Annotated in this window: 16 protein-coding genes and 1 rRNA gene; 6 read left to right on the top strand and 11 right to left on the bottom strand. The window is 37.3% G+C overall.

Going from position 1 to position 19,456, the window contains the following annotated elements; genetic code table 11:
• The 6 genes from rrf to PSF86_RS08285 all read left to right on the top strand — a co-directional run.
• A 5S ribosomal RNA gene (gene rrf / locus PSF86_RS17940) occupies positions 1-77 on the top strand; the annotation flags it as partial.
• A 162-nt stretch (positions 78-239) separates the two neighbouring features.
• Positions 240-2,027, top strand: coding sequence for a serine hydrolase domain-containing protein (locus PSF86_RS08305; RefSeq protein ID WP_277899595.1), 1,788 nt, complete (start codon positions 240-242; stop codon positions 2,025-2,027).
• A gap of 93 nt (positions 2,028-2,120) precedes the next feature.
• Positions 2,121-3,866 carry a LamG domain-containing protein gene (locus PSF86_RS08300; protein ID WP_277899594.1) on the top strand — a complete coding sequence of 582 codons (1,746 nt, stop codon included), beginning with the start codon at positions 2,121-2,123 and terminating at the stop codon, positions 3,864-3,866.
• Positions 3,867-3,986: 120 nt separating this feature from the next.
• Positions 3,987-5,339, top strand: a complete 1,353-nt coding sequence (locus PSF86_RS08295) for a Gfo/Idh/MocA family protein (protein ID WP_277899593.1) — start codon at positions 3,987-3,989, stop codon at positions 5,337-5,339.
• A gap of 39 nt (positions 5,340-5,378) precedes the next feature.
• A complete protein-coding gene (locus PSF86_RS08290; RefSeq protein ID WP_277899592.1) occupies positions 5,379-6,128 on the top strand; it encodes a 3-keto-disaccharide hydrolase in 750 nt (249 codons plus the stop codon).
• The gene (locus PSF86_RS08285; RefSeq protein ID WP_277899591.1) at positions 6,125-6,721 is read left to right on the top strand and encodes a 3-keto-disaccharide hydrolase; all 597 of its coding nucleotides are present in this window, start codon (positions 6,125-6,127) and stop codon (positions 6,719-6,721) included. Before PSF86_RS08290 ends, PSF86_RS08285 begins: the two co-directional genes overlap by 4 nt.
• Positions 6,722-6,818: 97 nt before the next feature.
• Here PSF86_RS08285 and PSF86_RS08280 read toward each other — a convergent pair whose 3' ends face one another.
• The 11 genes from PSF86_RS08280 to PSF86_RS08230 all read right to left on the bottom strand — a co-directional run bounded on the left by PSF86_RS08280 (position 6,819) and on the right by PSF86_RS08230 (position 19,361).
• Entirely contained in the window at positions 6,819-7,046 is a 228-nt protein-coding gene (locus PSF86_RS08280) for a DUF6095 family protein (protein ID WP_277899590.1), read from the bottom strand.
• Positions 7,030-7,854, bottom strand: coding sequence for an N-acetylmuramic acid 6-phosphate etherase (murQ, locus tag PSF86_RS08275; RefSeq protein WP_277899589.1), 825 nt, complete (start codon positions 7,852-7,854; stop codon positions 7,030-7,032). The genes PSF86_RS08280 and murQ overlap by 17 nt, the downstream gene beginning before the upstream one ends.
• 19 nt (positions 7,855-7,873) lie before the next feature.
• Entirely contained in the window at positions 7,874-8,755 is an 882-nt protein-coding gene (locus PSF86_RS08270) for a DUF4249 domain-containing protein (protein ID WP_277899588.1), read from the bottom strand.
• A gap of 4 nt (positions 8,756-8,759) precedes the next feature.
• On the bottom strand, positions 8,760-11,132 hold the full coding sequence (locus tag PSF86_RS08265; protein WP_277899587.1) for a TonB-dependent receptor: 2,373 nt from the start codon (positions 11,130-11,132) through the stop codon (positions 8,760-8,762).
• Positions 11,133-11,404: 272 nt separating this feature from the next.
• Positions 11,405-13,630, bottom strand: a complete 2,226-nt coding sequence (locus tag PSF86_RS08260) for an NADP-dependent isocitrate dehydrogenase (protein WP_277899586.1) — start codon at positions 13,628-13,630, stop codon at positions 11,405-11,407.
• A 597-nt stretch (positions 13,631-14,227) separates the two neighbouring features.
• A complete protein-coding gene (gene rplS, locus PSF86_RS08255; RefSeq protein WP_277899585.1) occupies positions 14,228-14,578 on the bottom strand; it encodes a 50S ribosomal protein L19 in 351 nt (116 codons plus the stop codon).
• Between the two features lie 574 nt (positions 14,579-15,152).
• Complete coding sequence (locus PSF86_RS08250; RefSeq protein ID WP_277899584.1) at positions 15,153-15,581, bottom strand: DUF1801 domain-containing protein; 429 nt, start codon at positions 15,579-15,581, stop codon at positions 15,153-15,155.
• A 72-nt stretch (positions 15,582-15,653) separates the two neighbouring features.
• On the bottom strand, positions 15,654-16,595 hold the full coding sequence (locus PSF86_RS08245; protein WP_277899583.1) for a serine hydrolase: 942 nt from the start codon (positions 16,593-16,595) through the stop codon (positions 15,654-15,656).
• Between the two features lie 284 nt (positions 16,596-16,879).
• Positions 16,880-17,557: a tRNA (guanosine(37)-N1)-methyltransferase TrmD gene (gene trmD / locus PSF86_RS08240; protein ID WP_277899582.1), complete on the bottom strand. Its 678-nt coding sequence runs from the start codon at positions 17,555-17,557 to the stop codon at positions 16,880-16,882.
• Between the two features lie 22 nt (positions 17,558-17,579).
• A complete protein-coding gene (locus tag PSF86_RS08235) occupies positions 17,580-18,659 on the bottom strand; it encodes a DUF748 domain-containing protein (protein WP_277899581.1) in 1,080 nt (359 codons plus the stop codon).
• Positions 18,660-18,737: 78 nt separating this feature from the next.
• Complete coding sequence (locus tag PSF86_RS08230) at positions 18,738-19,361, bottom strand: coiled-coil domain-containing protein (protein ID WP_277899580.1); 624 nt, start codon at positions 19,359-19,361, stop codon at positions 18,738-18,740.
• Positions 19,362-19,456: the final 95 nt, after the last annotated feature.

The following is a 19,456-nucleotide window of genomic DNA, read 5'->3' as shown; positions in this document are numbered from 1 at the left end:
TCCCATTCCGAACAGAGCAGTTAAGCCCGCCAGCGCCGATGGTACTACGCAAGTGGGAGAGTAGGTCGCCGCCTTCTTTTGAGCCCCGATGCCCGGACGGACATCGGGGCTTTTTTTTGCCTTTTTTTTTTGGCAACCGTGCCCGGTGCGCTACGCTAAGGGGTACGTTATAATTAAAATGCATATTGATAACTTATATCTGTTTTCATTTAGTAAATTGCAATATAAATTATTGATGTATGAAATTTACTCCCAAACTTTTACTCCTTTTTTTACTTTTTACCTCGTCTATATATGCACAAAACGGTGCTGAACCGTGTATTCTCCTTAAGAATGATGCCAATGTAATTCCTATTATAAATCTTGGCAATAAAATAGCAAGCGTTAACCTATGTCGAAATGCCGATGTAAGGGAGTTTAATTCGACGCTCAAGAAATATGCAAAGATCGATGTGTTTAACTTGACAGATTCTGAAGATATTTTACAGCAATTGGGCAGGCACGATATTGTTATATTTTCTATTGCCAATAAAGAAGTTAATTGGGAACTGCTCTATAAAATAAATAGCCTTTTGCCTCAAGCGAAGATTATAGGTGTCTCTTTTATTAAACTGGATAATTTTATTTATAACAATTATATTTTTAATGCAGATACACTTATTGAGTATGCCGATGGCGAAAAAGAAAGCTTGAATAATGCAGCATCGCTTATTTTTGGTGGAGTTGGCTGTAGTGGAAAACTTAATGCGGATATAAAAGGGCATTTTAAGAAGGGAGCGGGTATATCAATAAAAAACTTAATCCGCTTAAATTATGGAAAGCCCGAGGACGAGGGTTTGGATGCTTCGTATATACATAAAAAGGTGGATTCTATTATGGATACGGCCATAAGGGAGCAGGCTTTTCCCGGAGCCCAGCTTTTGGTAGCCAAAAATAATACGGTAATTTATCATAAATCGTTTGGGTATCATACCTTTGATAATCTACAGCCTGTCTCCAATGACGACTTATACGATTTGGCTTCGGTTACAAAAATAACAGGGCCATTGCCCGTTTTGATGCAACTGGTTGATAAAGGTAAAATAGATGTTGATGAAAAATTCAGTACTTATTGGAAGCCCTGGTCACATATTAAGGATAAAAAAGACTTAACAGTCCGGGAAATATTGGCGCATCAGGCAGGTTTGGAGCCTTATTATATTTTTTTAAATGAAATTTTGAAAAAAGGACATTTTAAGAGGAGGTATGTACGGACTGAATATAGCAAGCGTTTTCCGGTAAAGATATACAAAGACCTATATCTAAATAGGAATTTTAGGAAGAAAATGTATAGAATTATTGGGAAGTCTAAAGTTTCGGATGTAAAAAAATATAAATATTCCGGGATGAGTTTTTTAATTTATCCTGAATTGATTGAAGAATTAACAGGCGTTCCTTACGAAAATTATGTTATAGACAGCATATACAAACCTTTGGGTGCATACAATTTAATATTTAACCCAAGTGGTAAATATCCAGAAAAGCTTATTGTTCCAACAGAACTGGATACCATATACAGAAAGGCATATGTAAAAGGTTGGGTTCATGATGAAAATGCCAGTTTATTGGGTGGTGTTTCGGGAAATGCTGGTTTGTTTGCAACCGCCAACGATTTGGCTAAATTAATATACATGTACCAGTCTATGGGAGCTTATGGGGGCAAACGTTATATTTCTGAAAAAACACTGAAGGAATTTACAAAAGTACAATACCCCGAAAACGGAAATAAACGTGGATTGGGTTTTGATAAGCCATTACTTAATAATTCGGAATTGGATATCGCCCATGCATCCCCAGCACCAGAAGTAAGTCCGGAAAGTTTTGGGCATGGTGGGTTTACCGGAACATACGTATGGGCAGATCCGGTAAATAAGCTTTTGTTTATTTTCTTGTCCAACCGTGTTTACCCAACACGAACTCACAGAAACCTATATAACTTAAATGTTAGACCTTCTTTGCAACAAGTTTTTTATAAGGCTTCTTTATAGGTTGTAAATGAAGGGTGTTACCATGATTATTCATTAAATAGCCATAGCTTCAATAGTTTTTTATATTTTAGTTGTAATCATCTAAACCAATTAATGAAAACTAACTTTAATATTATTGCGGTGTTTGCTTTTTTGTGGAGCATTAATGTTTTTCCGCAGGGTTATGATATATTGGAGCAAGAACATTCGGTCAATGTAGAGATTAACGGAGAGCCATTAAAGGGTGTAGGTTGGAAAGAGGTGCCGGGATTAATTACGACAGGGGTATTTACTACTTCTGAAGCAAAATTGTCGCCGCAAAAAAGAGGGTATCGTTTTTCCCCCGACATATTTAATTTTGATGATTATAACACAAACAGCGCCAAAATTTTTAGGGCCTATAAATATCATTTAACCGATAAGCTTAAATTTCACCTTCCGTTTCAGGAAAACCTTCTTGAAAATATTTTGCTGGAGAATGGAGCAACACCAATTGATATTGAATACAAAAAGAGCAATAAGGGTAAGGTTGCTTATTTTAATGGGGTTTCCAGTTATATTGATTATGGTTCAGATGATGCAAATTTTCAGGAATTGACAATTTCAGTATGGCTCAAACCCGAAAAAGTTTCCGGTAGCAATAGTATTATTGGGAAGGGAGAAGTTTTTTCTGCCAAGATATTCAATGGAAACTTACAGTTTACCACCCCGGGAATTAAGGACCATACAAGTTATGCAGTAAACATAAAACCGGGTGAATGGATTCATGTTGCGTATGTTTATATGCCAAATGACAAAGTTTTTTTCTATCTCAATGGTCGGTTAATAGACCAGAAAGAGGCATCAACAATTGCCAATACAGACCATTCCGTTTTAATAGGCAGTAATTTATGGGGGCAATATTATAATGGTTTAATGAGCGATTTTGCTATGTGGAACCGAGCCTTGAGCGATGATGAAATATACAGCATATATCAAAAAGGCATTCCTGTTAAGAGCAATAATGCAAAATCACCAGTTTGGGCTTATTTTGCGGGAATATGTTTAATTGTATTTATAATAGTTTGGATATTAAGAAGAAAGAAATTTTCAAGAAAGATTGTAAAGATTGAAAACGAGGAGACAATAGTTTTGGGAGATTACCATATTGAGTTATTGGGAGGTCTGGTTTTAAAAAGTGACAATGGTATGGAAGATATAACGCACCTGCTATCGCCCAAAAGGAAAGAGCTATTTTTGTTGTTATTGCTATTTACCCTTAAAAGTGGAGGGATAAGTTCGAAAAAAATGGGAGAAATCTTATGGCCCAATTTTACTCCTGCAAGTATAAAAAATAACAGAAGTACACAAATAAAGGAATTAAGAAAAATATTGGAGGGTAAATTGCCCGTCGATATTGTTTTTTCTGATAAAAAATGGAGCTTGATAATCCCCAATGACATTAGAATTGATCTTTTAGAATTAAAGCACTTTATCCCAGAATTATTCAATAATATAAAACACAGCACCAAACAGTTAAAAGTAATGAGCATTTCCCATTTGGTCAATAAAGGCCCCTTTTTACCCCAATTGGATTTGGAATGGCTAGATAGTTTTAAGGCCGATTACGGAAATACCATTCTTGATATATTAACCCCGTATATTGAAGAAGAACTAGAAATTGAGCATCAGGCCTTGTTCAATATTATAGACGCCATTTTGGTTATTGACCCATTGTATGAAACTGCTGTTAAGAAAAAAATTCAACTTTATGTTAACGAGGGGAAACACATGTCGGCAAAAAAAGTGATGGATAGCTATAAAAAACTTTATGAATCCTTTTATAAGGAACCATACGATGTAAGCCTGCTTTCAAACTAATAACACATCGGTTATTTTAGACTTAAATCCTTCTATTTTTATACATTACCCCGTTTATTACCCCTTTTAGTACATCCTATATCAGTAGATTAGGGTTATTAATTCAACTAATACACTTTTATGGATAAAAAAAATAGACGGAGTTTTATAAAAAAACTTGGTGTTGCTGGGGCAGCTGCAACAATTTCGCCAATGGCTTTTGCAAAAGAAACCAAGCCTTTTGAGTTTCTAAAAAGAACCAATGGAAATAATGATTTAAGTACACTACGGATAGCTTTAATAGGTGCCGGAGGCATGGGAACAGCCGATACGCTAACCGCTTTAGAGCACCCCAATATTGAATTGAAGGCTGTATGCGATTTATATACGGCAAGGCTCGATGCGGCCAAAGCAAATTGGGGAAGCCATCTTTTTACAACCAAAAACTATAAGGAAATATTAAAAAGAGACGATATTGATGCCGTTATAATTGGTACTCCAGACCATTGGCACAAACAAATTGGGATCGATGCCTTGAAATCAAGAAAACATGTTTATTGCGAAAAGCCCATGGTACATTCTGTAGGCGAAGGCATGGAACTTATCAACGCATGGAAAAAGTCCGAGAAAATATTCATGGTAGGAAGCCAAGGGTTATCTTCCTTGGGAAATGAAAAAGCGAAGGAACTTTTGGCAAATGGAGCAATTGGCGATATTAATTATGCTGAAGGGTTTTGGGCACGAAACTCGCCTATTGGGGCATGGCAGTACCCAATTCCAGACGATGCTTCTCCTGAAACAGTAGATTGGGATACCTATATTGCAAATACCAATAAACGCCCATATGAAGCAAACCGTTTTTTTAGGTGGCGTAATTATATAGACTACGGAACCGGAATGTCTGGCGACCTGTTTGTACACCTTTTTTCAAGTTTGCATTTCATTACAAATTCTTACGGGCCAACAAAAATATCGGCTACTGGAGGCCTAAGGTATTGGAAAGATGGACGTGAGGTGCCAGATGTGTTGTTGGGGATGTTTGATTACCCAGATACGGAGCAACATCCCGGTTTTGACCTTTCTTTGCGGTGTAATTTTGTTGATGGGACCAGCGGGAGTACGTATTTAAAAATTGTAGGAAGCAAAGGTTCTATGGATGTGAAATGGGAAGAAGTTGTTTTAAAAAGAAATGCCAATTCTTTTGACGATGACGACCCATTTACCAAAGAAAAGATGAAAGGCAAAACTCAACTATCCGATAGAAAACATATGGTGCCGCCATTGGAACTTGTTTACAAAGCCGAAAATGGATATAAGGGCGCTCATTACGATCACTTTTCCAACTTCTTTAATGCCATACGCAACAGTGGAAGCGTTGTAGAAGATCCTGTGTTTGCTTTTAGGGCCGCAGCTCCTGCATTATTGTGCAACGATAGCTATAGGCAAAATAAATTTATGGAATGGGATCCGGTAAACATGAAGCTAAAATCGTAATTACGACCCGAAAAATATAATAAACCTAATTAATTTATAATGAAAAGAATTATATATATAGCACTTATAATGGCTTATGCAAGTATTTCTTGTAAGAGCAAAGAAAAAGAAAATACAGATTCTTCCACTGTAGAAGAAGTCAAGGAAGTAGCCATTCACGAAAGGAAAGAAGGAGATTGGCAATATATTTTTGATGGGACTAGCACAGATGGTTGGAGAGGTTATAATGCCGAAACCTTGCCCGAAGGATGGGTGCTGGAAGGAGATATGCTAAAATCGTTGGGAAAAGGAGGCGATATAGGCGGTGACATTATTTATGGAAAAGAAAAATATGGTGAATTTGAACTTTCTGTTGAATGGAAAATATCTGAAGGCGGCAATAGCGGACTTTTTTATCATGTTCTGGAAGGAGAGCAGTATAAAGCCCCTTATTTTAATGCACCGGAATACCAAATGATAGACCAAATAGGGTTTCCTGAGAAATTAGAGTCATGGCAGTCGCTCGGTGCCGATTACGGTATGTATAACCCCGATTATGAAGGAGCGGTAAAAAAGGCTGGCGAATGGAATACCACAAGGATTGTTTTTACAAATGAAAAAGTTGAATATTGGTTAAACGGTAAGCAAACGGTATCTTTTGTTCCTTGGTCCGACGATTGGCAAAAAAGAAAGGAAAGCGGTAAATGGAAAGATTATCCAGATTATGGAAAGGCCAAAACCGGCTATATCGGTTTGCAGGATCACGGAAGTTTTATATGGTTTAAGAATATAAAAATTAGAAAATTATGAAATTAAGGCATATAGCGGCATTGACCGTTTTGTTTCTCACCATGGCTTGTGGCTCTTCAACTTCTTTATTTAACGGCAAGAATCTTGATGGTTGGGAAATATACGGAACAGAAAAATGGTATGTAGACAATGATGGCTTGTTGGTTTCAGAAAGTGGACCCGATAAGCAATATGGGTATTTAGCTACTGATAAAACCTATCGCGATTTTGAATTGACCGCTGAATTTAAGCAAGAAGCCGATGGAAATAGCGGAATATTTTTCAGGTCGAGTATTGAAGGAACAAAAATAAGCGGATGGCAGGCCGAAGTAGCCCCGCCAGACCATGACACAGGCGGGATTTACGAATCTTATGGGCGTGGTTGGCTTATTAAGCCCGAAAAGGAAAAAGATAAATATTTAGCGTATGGAGATTGGAACAAAATGAAAATCCGAGTAGAAGGCAATCATGTTACCACTTGGTTGAACGGGCATGAGATGATTAGCTTTACCGATGATAAAATTGGACAGGCCAATGGAAAAATTGCATTGCAGATACACGATGGGGGCGGTATAAAAGTATATTGGAAGGATATAAAAATAAAAGAGCTTTAAAGGCTTAAAGAAGCAATTTGTTAATTAATGCGATAGGGCCGGCATAGAAGTGAAAACTTGTATGTCCGGCCCTTGAGCTTTTTATGATTGCCTTTATTTATTCATCCCCAAAAAAAGATTTCATAATAATTTTTAAACTGTAAAATCCCATGATAATAGCTGCAATGGCCAATAACAGCCCCAAAATTAAAACGGGCCAGTACCATGGGTGCGTTTGATTTTTAAATGCTTGATATATAACGGTGGGCGCCATAAACATTAAAAGTACTGTATAGGCAAAATATTTAAGGCTTTTAAAGAAAAGTTCTCTATTGGTTCTTTTCATCTTTATAGGCATTTATGGCATTTCTAACACTTCCGTATTTTTCAAGTAAATTTGCAGCTGTGGTTTTGTCTACATTTATTTCGTCCATAATCATTTTAATTCCCCTGTTTACCAATTTATGATTGCTTAATTGCATATCTACCATTTTGTTGCCGACCACGCGGCCCAATTGTATCATTACAGAGGTGGAAATCATGTTCAATACCAGTTTTTGGGCTGTTCCAGCTTTCATGCGGGAGCTTCCCGTAACAAATTCCGGACCTACAATTACTTCTATAGGAAACTGCGCTTCCCGGGCCATTGGACTATGTAGGTTGCAGGTAATGCATCCGGTAACGATGCCGTTTTTATTGCATTTTTTTAGGGCTCCGATTACGTAAGGGGTAGAACCGGATGCGGCAATGCCAATTACAACATCTTTTTTGGAAATATTGTATTCTTGGAGGTCTTCCCAACCTTGGGTTAAAGAATCTTCGGCAAATTCTACAGCTTTTCTTATGGCTATATCGCCACCAGCAATAATGCCAATAACCATGTCGTAAGGAACGCCAAATGTTGGTGGGCACTCAGAAGCATCTACAACACCTAAGCGTCCACTGGTGCCTGCTCCCATATAAAATAAGCGTCCGCCATTTTTAAGTTTTGGCACAATTTCCTGTACCAAAGTTTCAATGGCGGGAATTACTTTTTCTACTGCTTGAGGTACACTTTTATCTTCTTGGTTTATATTGGTCAATAGTTCTTTAACCGTCATTTTTTCAAGGTGATTATATTTAGACGGTTCTTCTGTGGTTTTAGTAAAATTCATGCTTCAAAAGTAAAAATAATTACTCAATAGTATAGGTATATTTATCGGTTTCCGACAATCTAAAGTAGCCGAACGCAAAATTATCGGGATTGGTTGTATTTATAATGTTTCCCCTAACGGTAGCCGGTTGGGTTTCAAATGGGCCACCGCCTTCATTTGCCTGGGCGAGCAATGTATACATATAATTGTAATATTGTTTGGATATTCCGCTAAGGGAAATGTCCACATCTTCGCCAGACTGGATGTCTTCACTAACAAAAAATGCAAAAACCTCGTTTCCATTAACCAAACGGTCTTCTATTACGTCGATGGTATTGTCTTTTTCGGCATCAAAAGTATACATATAATAGTTTTCTTCATCGGCGGGATCGTTAAAATATGCTTTTATCTCTATGTATTCTTCTGAAAAAACATCACCGCTATTTTGTGTAACATACGTAAGGTCCGAAACCGGCAAGAGTGTCTCTTTGGCCATATAGGTTTCTCCGTCATGCACTACGGTAAGGTTATATGTAGTGCTCATTACAGGGATAAAACTATCGGTTGTATAAAATCCGGTATTGTCTTCTTCGATAAAATCAAATTGGTTCCCTTCTTCATCGGTTATATATACCGTGGCGTTATGTACCGGGGGTACTTCATCGGCATAATAAGGCGCGGTAGTGGTTAAATGTATTTGTTGAACATTACCAGAAGTGCTTTTTTCCCATTTAATGGATGCTTCTATTACCAATCTTGGTGGTGCTGTGTCAAGATCTACGTCCACAACTTCTTCACAAGAAATTAGAAACAAGGAAAATAGGAGCATAAGCAAAGGGCTTATCTTTTTTGATATATGAGATGAAAATGTAGCCTTGTTTATTATTTTGTTTAGCGAATGTATAATTGATGGAGATTTCATGACACTAAAATTTAAAATTATAAGTAATTGACGGGACAATGCCAAAAATGGAAAGTTTTACAGCTTCATTTCGTTGTTCTTCCATATTCTCCCTGAAGGTAATAGAAGCGGCATTCTTTCTGTTATAAACATTATAGATGCTAAAAACCCATTCGCCTTGCCATTTTTTATTTGTTTTAGGCTTGGGTATGTACGTGGCCGATAGATCTAAGCGGTTGTAAAAGGGAAGCCTATTGTTGTTTCTTGGGCCGTAACTGGGTATGTTTATCCCTTCGTATTCATACTGTCCGTAAGGAAAAGTAGCGGGTCTTCCGGTCTGGAAAATAAAATTGGCTCCAAAACTCCATTTATTGGTAAGCATATAAGATCCAGTAACCGATATGTCGTGGGTTTTATCATAAGGAGTAAAATACCAATCGCCATTGTTAATACCGGGTTCTGTACTGTTTCTTCCGGGGGTTCGCTGTTTAGATTCAGATAGTGTATAGGCAAGCCAGCCTTGAAGCCTGCCAAGATTTTTTTTAAGTAAGACCTCTATTCCGTAGGCTTTTGCTTCACCGTTTAAAATAACCTGTTCAATGGCATTGTTGGCAATAAGATCGGCCCCATCGATATAATCAATCCTATTTTTAATTTTTTTATAAAACGCTTCGGTTTCCAAAGAGTATGCATTGTTGTTGATATCCTTGAAATATCCAATAGCAACCTGATCCAATATTTGAGGCTTGATAAAGGGACCGCTGGGTGCCCATACATCCAGCGGGGTAGGAGAGCTGGTATTTGAAATGAGATGTAGATATTGTGTCATCCGGTTGTAACTTGCTTTAACCGATTGCGAATCGTCTATGGCATAAGATACCGCAAGCCTGGGTTCAAGGTTGTTAAATGCAGCAATGGATGTACTTTTACTTTTGCTAATGGTATCTATTGGCGTTGCTTTTTCATATATCCCGAGGTCTTGGTTATATGTTACCGGATTGTTGTTTTCATATACATTAATTTCGCTTTGCCCCAACCTGTCGAATCTGCTGAACCTTATTCCGTATTCAACAGAAAGTTTTTCCGTAATATTTTGTTCAATATCTATGTAAGCGGCAGCCTCATTGGCATATTTATCTACCAATTTAAAATAGTTGACCCCAGAGTTTTCTCCTTCCGGTTCTATTTCCCCGGGATTGAACTTGTAATAGATATTATTAACCCCGTAATGCAATTTAAGGGTATTGGATAAGTAATGTTTAAGATCGTATTTAAAGTTGAAGTTTTTAATGCCGCTATTCCAGTTGAAGCCAACAAAATCCAAACTGAGCCCATAATAGTAATCACTATATATTAAAGATAGGTTTGAAAACAGCTTATCTGAAAATAAATGGTTCCACCTTACATTTGCCACCGCGTTTCCATAAACGTTGTTAAAACTGTCGCTAATATTAAAAACGTCCCGACCAAAATAACCCGAGAGGTACAAACTGTTGTTGTCATTAAATTTGTATGAAAGCTTGGTATTGAGATCGTAAAAATAAGCAGAATTTTCATTGTTGGTAAGTTTTAGGAAAAGATGAGCATACGAGCTTCTCCCACCAATTAAAAAAGAGCCTTTGTCTTTTACTATGGGGCCTTCTGCCAAAAGACGGCTGGCAACCACGCCGATACCGCCCGTCATATGAAAATCTTTACTGTTCCCGTCCTTTTGATAAATATCCAGTACCGATGATACCCTGCCGCCATACCTTGAGGGGATTCCGCCTTTATACAGCTTTATGTTTTTTATGGCATCGGGGTTAAAAACGGAAAAAAAGCCAAATAAATGATCTGAATTAAAAATAATGGCCTCGTCCAAGAGGATTAAATTTTGGTCGGCGGCGCCACCGCGCACATTAAACCCGGAAGCTGCTTCACCGGCATTGCTGACCCCGGGGAGCAATAAAATAGATTTTATAACATCGGCTTCCCCAAGAACGGCCGGGATTTTTTTTATGGTGGCCGTTGTAAGCGTGTTTACGCTCATTTGCGGTTCTTTAATGCTAATTTTTTCGATGTCCTCTTCAATAACAACCTCATCAAGTTCTTCGGCATCGTTCATGAGGTAAAAGTCCTTTTTTACATCATCATTAATGGCTATGGTTTCCACTATATTCTTGAAACCTAAATAACTTACCTGCACTTTGTAGGTTCCGGGAGGAATGGTTATAGAATAAAAACCATAAGCGTTTGTAGATGTTCCTACGTTTAGTTCCGGGATAATGATATTTACCCCAAGAAGGGTTTCGTTGCTGGATGCTTCGGCAATGGTCCCGCTCAGCGTTACTTTTTCCTGGGCGTATGCCGATGCAATTCCGAATAAAAAGAAAAGGCAAATTTTTATGTGGTTGGTCATTCTTTTTCTTTTGGTATTAAAAATAGGACGAATAAAGAAGAAACGATAAGAATTTCACACTATTATAACAAAACTCAATAATATTTTCTCAGTTAAAGGCATTTATATTCATATAAAATTGAAAACATCTCATAACGATTTATTAAAAAAACAAGCTTTACATCTCACTATCCAAAAGCATTTTGAAAAAGTTAGAATAATCGAGTTCAGGTTAAAAAGAAAAGGCCCTCAAAAAGAAGGCCTTATATGTACAATATTAAGATGCTATGTTATTAAATTTTATCCAATATGCCATTAAATATAGCACTTGGGCGCATTGCCTTTCTTATTTTTTCAATATTAGGAAGGTAATAACCACCAATGTCTACAGGTTTTCCCTGTGCATTGTTAAGTTCTTCAACAATAGCGGTTTCTTTTTCCGTAAGTTCTTTTGCTATTGGAGAAAAAACATTTTTAAGGTCTTTATCTTCCTTTTGGGTGGCCAATGCCTGCGCCCAGTATAAGCCCAGATAAAAATGGCTTCCCCTTGTGTCGAGTTCACCTACAATCCTTGAGGGCGATCTATCGTTTTCCAAGAATTTTCCAGTAGCATCATCAAGCGTGTTGGCAAGCACAATGGCCTTGTTGTTGTTGTTTACGTTTCCATAATGTTCTAAGGAAACAGCCAGTGCCAAAAATTCTCCTAAAGAATCCCAACGTAAATGGCCTTCTTCCAAAAACTGTTGAACATGTTTTGGGGCAGAGCCGCCGGCACCGGTCTCAAAAAGACCGCCACCGTTCATTAAAGGCACGATGGAAAGCATTTTTGCACTGGTTCCTACTTCTAGGATAGGGAAGAGGTCTGTTAGGTAATCCCTTAACACGTTACCCGTAACCGAAATGGTGTCTTTTCCATCTTTAATCCTATCCAACGTAAAATAGGTTGCTTCTTCAGGCGACATGATTCTAATGTCCAAACCTGAAGTATCATGGTCTTTTAAATAAAGATTTACTTTTTTTATCAGTTCCGCATCATGGGCCCTGTTTTTGTCCAGCCAAAAAACGGCAGGGGTGTTTGTTTCCCTTGCCCTGTTTACAGCAAGTTTTACCCAATCCTGAACAGGGAGATCCTTTACCTGGCACATTCTCCAGATATCACCTTCTTCTACTTGGTGTTCAATAATAACATTTCCGTTTGCATCCAGCACTTGAACAACACCATCTCTTGCAATTTCAAATGTTTTATCGTGCGATCCGTACTCTTCTGCTTTTTGAGCCATTAAGCCTACATTGGGAACGGTACCCATGGTAGTGGGGTCAAAAGCTCCGTGTTCTTTGCAAAAATCTATTGTTGCCTGGTAAATACTGGAATAGCTGCTGTCCGGAATAATGGCTTTGGTGTCCTGGCTTTTGCCTTGAGCATTCCACATCTGACCGGAGTTGCGAATCATGGCAGGCATCGAGGCATCAATAATAATGTCGCTTGGAACATGTAAGTTGGTAATCCCCTTATCAGAATTTACCATTGCCAAATCTGGTTGTTCGGCTAATATTTTGTTAATGGTAGCTTTTACTTCTTTTTTCTCGGTATCGGGTAAAGTTTCTATTTTTTCAAGAAGGTCTCCCAAACCGTTGTTCTCTTCAACATTTATTTTTTTCAGAAGGGCACCATGCTTTTCAAATAGCTCCTTAAAAAATACCTTTACGGTGTGCCCAAAGATAATAGGGTCTGAAACCTTCATCATGGTAGCCTTTAAATGGACCGAAAACAATACATCTTTTTCCTTGGCATCTTTTACTTGTTCTTCCAGAAAATCTACCAATGCTTTCCTGCTCATTACGGTAGCATCTATAATTTCGCCGTCCAACAACTTTATTTGTTCTTTAAGAATGCTTTTATTGTTGTTGTTATCTACAAACTGAATCTTTATGCTTTGCGCATTAGGTATGGTCAACGATTTTTCGTTGGAACGAAAATCGCCACTTTCCATGGTCGCTACATGCGATTTGGAACTTGAGGTCCATGCACCCATGCTGTGCGGGTTTTTCTTGGCGTAATTTTTAACCGCTTTTGGCGCTCTCCTGTCAGAATTACCTTCTCTTAACACCGGATTTACGGCGCTTCCCTTTACACTGTCGAACCGAGCTTTAATCTCTTTTTCTTTGTCGTTTTTAGGTTCGTGCGGGTAATTAGGAATATTAAACCCTTTTGTCTGTAACTCTTCAATGGCGTCTTCAAGTTGCGGGATAGAGGCACTGATATTGGGAAGTTTAATAATATTGGCTTCCGGGGTTTTTGCAATTTCCCCTAATTCCAACAAATCGTCGGGAACTTTTTGGTTTTCTGAAAGCATATCAGAAAAAATAGCCAAAATCCTAGCGGCAAGTGATATATCTTTTGTTTCTATATCGATATTTGATGTTGCAGTAAATGCTTTAACAATCGAAAGCCATGAATAAGTAGCTAATGCTGGCGCTTCGTCTGTTTTGGTATAAAGAATTTTTGGTGTTTGTGACATTTATTTGAAGAACTAATTTTAAATTAAACTTGGCAAATATACAATTTAAAACATTTTTTATGCAATAGAAAGCTAACCAATTAGATAAAATTAGTGATAAAACAAAAGCCATGTCAATACAATGTATGTTTTGACATGGCTTTCTTAGAAATAGTTTCTTATGTGATTATGTAGATTCATTTTGAATTTTCCATAATTTATAATATTCCTATTTCTATTGAAACATCTTCAAGTTTTCTCAACAATGTAATCAAGACCTAACCCAGATGCTTCATTGTTGTTTTCTCATCCTACTTAAGCTTAAAACCTTTGTTTCAACTTTTTCGGCACTGATTTAGCATTTTTACGTGCTAAATTCAAACTTTCTGTCGGTAGTGAGGTCGTAAGACCTTTATCCTTGAGACACTTTAAAAACAACTATTTTTAAGAACATATAATATTCCTTAAAACATTATTGTAAATATAGCACAAAAAGCGAATAGGTTGCAATTTTTTAACTTTTTATTAATCAACAAGATACAAACAGGGGTTATTAACAATTGTTAATAAAAAAAGTCACGCTTTTGGCGTGACTTTGAAATTCTATTTTGAATAGGGTTATGATCTAACCTCTTTAATTCTAGCTTTTTTACCGGTAAGACCTCTAAAGTAGAAGATACGTGCTCTACGTACTTTACCTCTTTTATTGATCTCTATTTTTTGAAGTGCCGGCATGTTGACAGGGAAAATTCTTTCTACGCCTACGGTACCAGACATTTTTCTAATGGTAAAGGTTTCTGAAGCGCCAGCGCCCCTTCTTTGTATAACTACGCCCCTAAAGAACTGTGTACGTGTTTTTTCGCCTTCTTTAATTTCGTAGTAAACCGTAATGGTATCCCCTGCTGAAAATTGAGGAAAATCCTTTTTTTCTATAAATTCGTCTTGTACAAATTTTACTAAAGCTTCCATCGTGCTATGTTTATAAAAGTTGATTCAAACTAACGTTCACGATTATCGTCAGAGGTTAATCTGAAATTGGATGCAAAATTAATTATTATTCCTTAAAAAACAATCTTTTATGATTAATTTTTTATAGCTATTCTCTATAAATGGTTTATGCAGCCGGATACTGAGCATATTATAAGTGTTAATTGGGCGGTTGTAATTGTTGGTGAAAAGAAAAAGGGAATTAGTTATTTGTTAATGGTTAATTGTTGAACTTATGAACCTTTGCAACTTTGCACCTCTGGATTCTCAACAACATAGCATCGTAACAGTATAATAACCTTAAACTCTGAACTTGAAAACTTCCTTTTCTCATTACTTTATGCGACTTCTCCTTCGTCGAAGTGACCGGAACTTTGCTCGTTGATTGTTGTTAGATGAACTTTGAACCTTTGAAACTCTAGACTCTTAACAGTTCAATTAATGCGAATAATGACATAGCTACGTAACAACATAACAACGTAGTACTATAGCATAACAATGAACCTAAAACCTAACAAACTATTTAATAGGTAAAACAATGCTTGCAATAAGCTTTTTATATTCCCAATGTTATTTGTTTTTTCACTTTATGATACCTTAAAGAAGCTTTTATACATTCCTTTAATTCCATTCTAGGGATTTTCTGATTTAGTTGAAAAACTATTGCCCGCTTCCCTTCAAATTGGAATTTTTTGTCAAAAACAAACCTGAACGTATCTACTAATCTACTCGTGCATTGAAAATACATAGCATACTGGTCGGGTGTTTTATTTTTCCAATCTATTCGTAATGTACTATCGTCTTTGGTAACAAAACTTGGCTCTTCCCATTTCAAGGTTTCTTCCAAAACGATTACGTCATCCATTTCTTCTGCCGTTTCTATTATCAATTCTCTTAAATACTGCATTTTAGATCTAACAAAGTCGGGATAATGGGCAAAAACCTTTTCTACTTTTGGATCTGTTTTTAATTTCAACTTGGGCATATCATTTGTTTTTGCATAATGTTCAAAGTTTAACTCGATTATCTAAAAATCGAGCTAATCTAGAAAGCTTCATTAATTAGCTGCTCTTTTGCTGATTAACTTATAAACTTCGTCAGAAACTTTTTTCATTTTCAAGGCCACTTCTTCTTCTTGTATCGGTGTAAAAAGTGCAATGATATATTTAATTTTCCCATCGTCTACAATGCCAACATCGTTTGTATAAATGCTCCACCAGCCCGTTTTGTGGTAATACATGGCATTGTCCGGCAATCCCGCGGCAAGTTTACTTTTATCCAATTGCCCGCCGAGTAGTACTTTTAATTGCATGCTAACCCATGGGTTAACAAGTTGGTCGGTGTTTATTTTGTACATAAAGTCTGCTGCATGCAGGGCAGAGGTTTCTGTTCCCCTAATGGTATCGTACCCGGGGTCTTCAAATTGCCTGCCTAAAAATTTACGGGTAACCTCGCTCCCGTGCCAATTGTAGGCATGCATGGTTTTGTTTATGTGTTTTCGGTTGGCAAGGTCGATTAAACAATTGGCAGCCGAATTATCGCTTCGGGTAATCATTAAGTCCAACAGGTATTTAACGGTAACGGTATCTCCATTTTTGAGCAAAGGGCGGGGGTCGTTGAATATTTCTTTTGCTGTGTCTACGTCGTTTGGTGACTTTATTACATAGGTTCCGTACAGCGAATAATCTTTATTGCTTACTTGTTTCAGGATTTCCATGGCAACATACATTTTGTAAACAGATGCCGGATAAATAAAATTGTCCATATTAACACCGCCAATTACAGGTTGTTTCCCGTTAAGGTCTATTACGGCAAATGATATTTTCTCCATTCCATCCTCGCCAGCATCATAACTGCCGTCCAGTCCGGCATTTGTTATAATTTTTTCAAGGGCGTCCGTAAAGCTTTTTTCTTGCTGATAATAAGCAGGAATTTTAACTTGTGCATGCAGCATAGGCACGATAATCAAAAATAAAAAGAAGGTGAACTTTAGTTTCATGAGGTTGATTTTTATGAATACCTAAAAATAGGAATAAAATATGAGTATAAACCTCAATAGGAAACAGGGGCTAGGGAAATTGTAAATGGTTAATTGTAGAGCTTTGCACCTCTAGACTATCAACTCTCAACAATCAACTAGAAAACCCTTTTCCTCATTAACTTATAAATAGTATGCGACTTCTCCTAGCGTCGAAGTGACTAGAACCTAGAATCTATCAACTCTCAACAACATAGCATCATAACAGCGTAATACCCAATAACCATACAAAAGCACTTTTATTTTTATTCATCCAAAAGGTCCGGTCTTCTTTCTTTGGTACGTTTGTAGGCTTCTTCTTCCCGCCATTGTTCTATTTTAGGGAAATTTCCGCTTAATAAAATCTCCGGAACGGTATGCCCTTTGTAATCGGCTGGCCTTGTATAAACCGGGGGCGCCAGTAAATTATCCTGAAAGGAATCGGTCAGCGCCGAGGTTTCATCGTTTAAAACACCGGGAAGTAGCCTAATAATTGCATCGCACAACACGGCAGCACCAAGTTCTCCACCAGAAAGCACATAATCCCCAATAGAAATCTCCTTGGTTACAAATAAGTCCCTAACGCGTTGGTCGACCCCTTTGTAATGCCCGCACAATACAATTAAATTTCCTTTAAGGGAAAGTTCATTGGCTATTTTTTGGTTAAGTGTTTGTCCATCGGGAGTCATATATATAATATCATCATATGTTCTCTCTGCCTTAAGTTCTGAAATGCACTTGTCTATCGGCTCTATCATCATGACCATTCCCGCACCACCGCCAAATTGGTAATCGTCTATTGTCTTGTAATTATTGGTAGCATAGTTTCTTAAATTATGAAAATGGATTTCTACATGCCCTTTTTCTATGGCCCTTTTTAAAATTGAGGCTTCAAACGGACTTTTAAGCAATTCGGGGAGTACGGTAATAATATCTATTCTCATGGTTATGTGTTGAGTGAAAGTGCTATTTTTCTTTTTCTTTTTCTAAATCATTAAATTCTATAGATTCGTCTACTTCGCCTTTATAGGCTTTGATAAAAGCATTTTTAAAAATGCCTACAATAGTAGTAAAAATGTTTGAACCTACATCGTTTAGGTCGCCCTCAACTGGTATTTTCGTTGCCAGAGTGTCCTGTTTTTGGTTTTTAAAGATGAATTTAAAGAAACCGACAAAGCCTTCCCATGCCTTTTTGAAAATGTTGCTGCCTTCTTTGCCAAAGGCATCTACGATTTTTGTGTCGGTTAAGATGGGTTTAAAATAGCCTTTTAAATATCCGTCGTTAATTACAACTTCACTAAAAAGGTCGAAATTCCCTTTTTCAAAGTCGAACCCGGCATAGGCCAGTGTAAAGGAATTCAATGCCGTAACATTGGCTTTTTCAAGCGAAAAATCAAAGTCTATATCGGGAATTTGCTGGACGAGGTCCATTTTGCCATCCAAATTAATTTTACCTTGCCCAATGCTTATCGCCGTTGCCTTTACAGAAGATGGAAGTTCTTGCTCTTTGTCTACCACATTCCGCAAGTTTGTGGCTGTAAGGGATATTTGGTCGATGTAAAGGTCTACGTCCGGACTTTTGTTAAACTGAAGGAAGCCCACTTTTCCTTGTTCAATGGTGAGTTTGTTAATGTCTATCGGGACCAGATCGGTTAAAGCTTCGCTCCAATCTTCATTGGTAGGCTCTACCGAGTCTTTGACCTGCTCCTCGAAAATATAGGTTACCTTGGGCCTATATAAATTAATTTTGCTTACTATTTTTCCATTGAATAAAGATTTCCATTGAATGGAAATATCCGATTTTTCAAAATCCAGAAAAGGAATATTGCTTTCGCCGTCTATTTTATCCAGTTTTAACTGGTGGATTACATAGGCGCCGCGGTATAAATTAATATCGATGTCTTCCACATGCCCCCAATACCCCGGAATATCCTGAAGTGTATTGTTTACATAGCGTTTAACTATGCCGGGCAGCAATAGCCTAAAGATTATCAATATTATTACAACGGTTAAGACTATATAAGATAACTTTTTTCTTTTGGACATGTATTTTTATTTGAGAAAGTATTAAGATAAAAAAACTCCCCGAAAGGGGAGTCTAATAAAATCTTAAAATCCAAAACCTTATTTAGATTTTGCCAATTTTTGTTTGTTAATTTCGTCCTGAAGCTGCCTTCTTGCTTTTTGTTCCCTTTCAAGGGCTTTTCGTCGGTGCTCTTCGTACTCGTCTTCGAGTTCGGCCAGTGCTTTTCTTGCCTGTTGGGTAACCACATTGGCATTCTTAAACTTGTAAATAAACAACCCGAGAATGAGCGCTAAAATTGCTACAATTCCCCACATAATGCCTTTGTACGCAGGCTTGTTTATTAAAGCACCGAAAAAAGAAATGCTATCTTTTTCTTCGGTTACCGTGGTTAATTGTTGGTTTGTAGATGCCAGTTCTTTGTTTAGGCTTCCAATTTTGCCTTCCTGGGTGCCTGTTAACTGCTTGGAGGCAGCCAACTCTTTTTCGAGCCTTGCAACAGAGTCGAGGGTGTTTTTCTTCAACAGATAAAGCCAATTTTTCTTGACTACCTTATAGTCTTGATAATTGTTGGCCTTTTGGAAAATGTATTCAAACTGGTTGTTGATACTTCCCTTTGTTAAAGACAGTTCTTCCTCTTCTGATTGTTGCTGCGCGTTAACCGAAAAGATTGAAAATAGAAATAATGTGATTGCTGTTAAAAGTGTCTTTCTCGTCATCTTCATTCGTTAAAATGTTAATTTGGGGTTGCAAAGTTACGTTTTTACTGCTAACGAGCACAATATTAAGATATTGTTTTTAATAATAAAAAAATCTTCAA

The organism is Galbibacter pacificus (assembly GCF_029603165.1).
Taxonomy (GTDB): Bacteria; Bacteroidota; Bacteroidia; order Flavobacteriales; family Flavobacteriaceae; genus Galbibacter; species Galbibacter pacificus.
Note: the sequence above shows the minus strand (reverse complement) of the source record. Positions and strands in the feature narration are given on the sequence as shown.